This is a genomic window from Ancylomarina sp. (assembly GCF_041555295.1).
Lineage (GTDB): Bacteria > Bacteroidota > Bacteroidia > Bacteroidales > Marinifilaceae > Ancylomarina.
In genome coordinates, this window is record NZ_JBFFKR010000394.1 from 1 (window position 1) to 2,516 (window position 2,516).

At 36.4% G+C, this 2,516-nt stretch carries 4 protein-coding genes; all 4 read right to left on the bottom strand.

The genetic code is table 11. The annotated features are described in order from the left end of the window. A partial coding sequence (gene queG / locus ABY905_RS16355; RefSeq protein ID WP_372645804.1) for a tRNA epoxyqueuosine(34) reductase QueG occupies nt 1-828 on the bottom strand: 828 nt, incomplete at its 3' end. A gap of 166 nt (nt 829-994) precedes the next feature. After that, nucleotides 995-1,306: a metal-sulfur cluster assembly factor gene (locus ABY905_RS16360; protein WP_372645806.1), complete on the bottom strand. Its 312-nt coding sequence runs from the start codon at nt 1,304-1,306 to the stop codon at nt 995-997. Between the two features lie 50 nt (nt 1,307-1,356). Further along, complete coding sequence (locus tag ABY905_RS16365) at nt 1,357-1,782, bottom strand: SufE family protein (protein WP_372645808.1); 426 nt, start codon at nt 1,780-1,782, stop codon at nt 1,357-1,359. An 88-nt stretch (nt 1,783-1,870) separates the two neighbouring features. Then, nucleotides 1,871-2,516, bottom strand: a 646-nt coding sequence (locus ABY905_RS16370; RefSeq protein ID WP_372645811.1) for an aminotransferase class V-fold PLP-dependent enzyme, incomplete at its 5' end; no start/stop codon positions are given.

Genomic DNA, 2,516 nt, shown 5'->3' on the forward strand with positions numbered 1-2,516 from the left:
CCAATCATCTTTTGATAAAGCTAAAATATCTGGATTGGGCTTAAATGCTTCAACAGAATGTGGCTTTACCATGCGATTCCATGGACAAACATCCTGGCAGATATCACAGCCAAATACTCTGTTTTCAAATTTACCTTTCATTTCCTCAGGAATATCATCCTTTAATTCTATGGTAAAATAAGAAATACACTTGCTACCATTAACAACATTGGGGGCCACAATAGCATCAGTCGGACAAGAACGGATACAGCGATTGCAACCTCCACAGAAATCAGGGTAGATTTCTGTTTCGTATGCCAAAGGTAAGTCTATAAGCAATTCTCCCAAAAACATAAAAGAGCCAAGCTTTCTATTTAGAAGAAGTGAATTTTTACCAATCCAACCTAGCCCTGCTCTACGAGCCCAGGCATGTTCCAATATGGGAGCTGAGTCAACAAAGGCACGGCCTTGTGTTTCTCCAATTTCTTCGTTAATGTATTCCAATAAAGAATTCAACTTTTCTTTGATTACGAAATGGTAGTCTTTACCATAGGCGTATTTTGCTAAAACAGGTGCTTCGGAATATTCTTGCAGATTTTCAGGATAATAATTAAGAGCAACAACAACAATCGACTTTGTATTTTCAACCAAAAGTCGAGGATCGAGACGCTTGTCTATATTATTGGCCATATAGCCCATCTCTCCATGATACTCTTTCGCCAACCAATCCGAGAAACGATCTTTTTCCTCTGAAAGAAAATCTGCTGCAGCAATTCCACAAAGGTCGAAACCAAGTTCTATCGCTTTATCTTTTATGAGATGAGATTTTGTTGTCAGCGTTAAATCCATAATGTAAAGGTAATGAAATCAAGTTTTGGAGTATAAAGAATTCACACAATTACAAAATTAGAAGAATCTACAAATGAACCCTTAAAAAATAAGTGGGATTAGAAACCCATTTCTTTATTACAAATTAACAGGCATAGAAAAGGGCTGAAAAACAGCCCTTTGTATTTTATAAAAAACCCAATTCGAGTTTTGCTTCTTCAGTCATCATATCTTTATCCCAAGCTGGATCGAAAGTCAGAACGACAGTTACATCGTTAATTTGAGGCAAAGCTTTTACTTTTTCGTTCACCTCTTCGAGAATTTGATCAGCCATTGGGCAGTTTGGTGCAGTTAAAGTCATTAGAACTTTCACTTCATCATCTTCGTAAACATCAACTTCATATATCAATCCCAAATCGTAAATATTCACAGGGATTTCAGGATCGTAAATGGTTTTTAAGATCTCTACGATAATTTCTTCTGTTTGTTTTCTACTCATTGTATTGAAATTTAAGACTAGAGAATCAAGATTCTCACAATCTATCGTTATTAATTATTCGCCTTATGGTTGAATGCCAAACCGTACATTTTAATTTGTTTCACCATAGAAACCAATCCATTTGAACGAGTTGGTGATAAATGCTGTTTTAATCCAATCTCATCGATGAATTTTAAATCAGCATTCATAATTGCTTCAGGAGTCTGGTTATTGAATACTCGTATCAATAAAGCAGCAATACCTTTCACAATAATCGCATCACTATCGGCTTCAAGTTTCACAACGCCATCTTCTAATTTGGCATTGAACCAAACTTTTGATTGACACCCTTTAATAAGGTTCTGATCCGTTTGATATTGAGCATCCAAACCAGAAAGGTCTGTCCCCAATTCAATTAAGTATGCATACTTATCCATCCAGTCCTCAAAACCAGCGAACTCTTCAATGATTCCTTCTTGTATTTCGTTTATGGTCATTTCTCCAATCATTTGTAATTTTCAAGAATGGCTCTGTAAACTGAGCCAGTTTATTCGGTTACAAAGTTATAATTATTTAAGAAACAATTTAAGCGTGCTTAACCCCAAACATTTTACAAACTTTCTCAATTCCTACAAGAAGCGCATCAATTTCCTCTTTTGTATTATAAAAAGCAAAGGATGCACGTACGGTGCCTTCGATACCAAAATGCTGCATCACAGGTTCGGTACAATGCGTACCCGTTCTAACTGCAATTCCCATTTGATCTAACAACATGCCCATATCGTAGAAATGAATCCCTTCAACTAAGAAAGAAATGACTGAGGTTTTATTTTTTGCTGTTCCGTAGATTCTCATACCAGGAATAGCATTGAATTTCTCAGTTGCATAGGCTAATAACTCTTGCTCATAGGCATCAATAGCTTCCAAACCAATAGCCTCCACATAATCGATAGCTGCACCAAGACCAATTATATCGATATAATTTGGTGTTCCTGCTTCAAATTTAAAAGGTAGTTCGTTGTAAGTGGTTTTTTCAAAAGTTACCTCTTGAATCATCTCACCTCCGCCTTGCCATGGGGGCATCTCATTTAAAAACTTTTCCTTACCATATAGTACACCTACTCCTGTAGGACCATATAATTTATGACCAGAAAAGGCTAAGAAATCCGCATCTAAAGCTTGAACATCGATTTTCTTGTGCTGTATCGATTGTGCTGCATCGATAAGAACC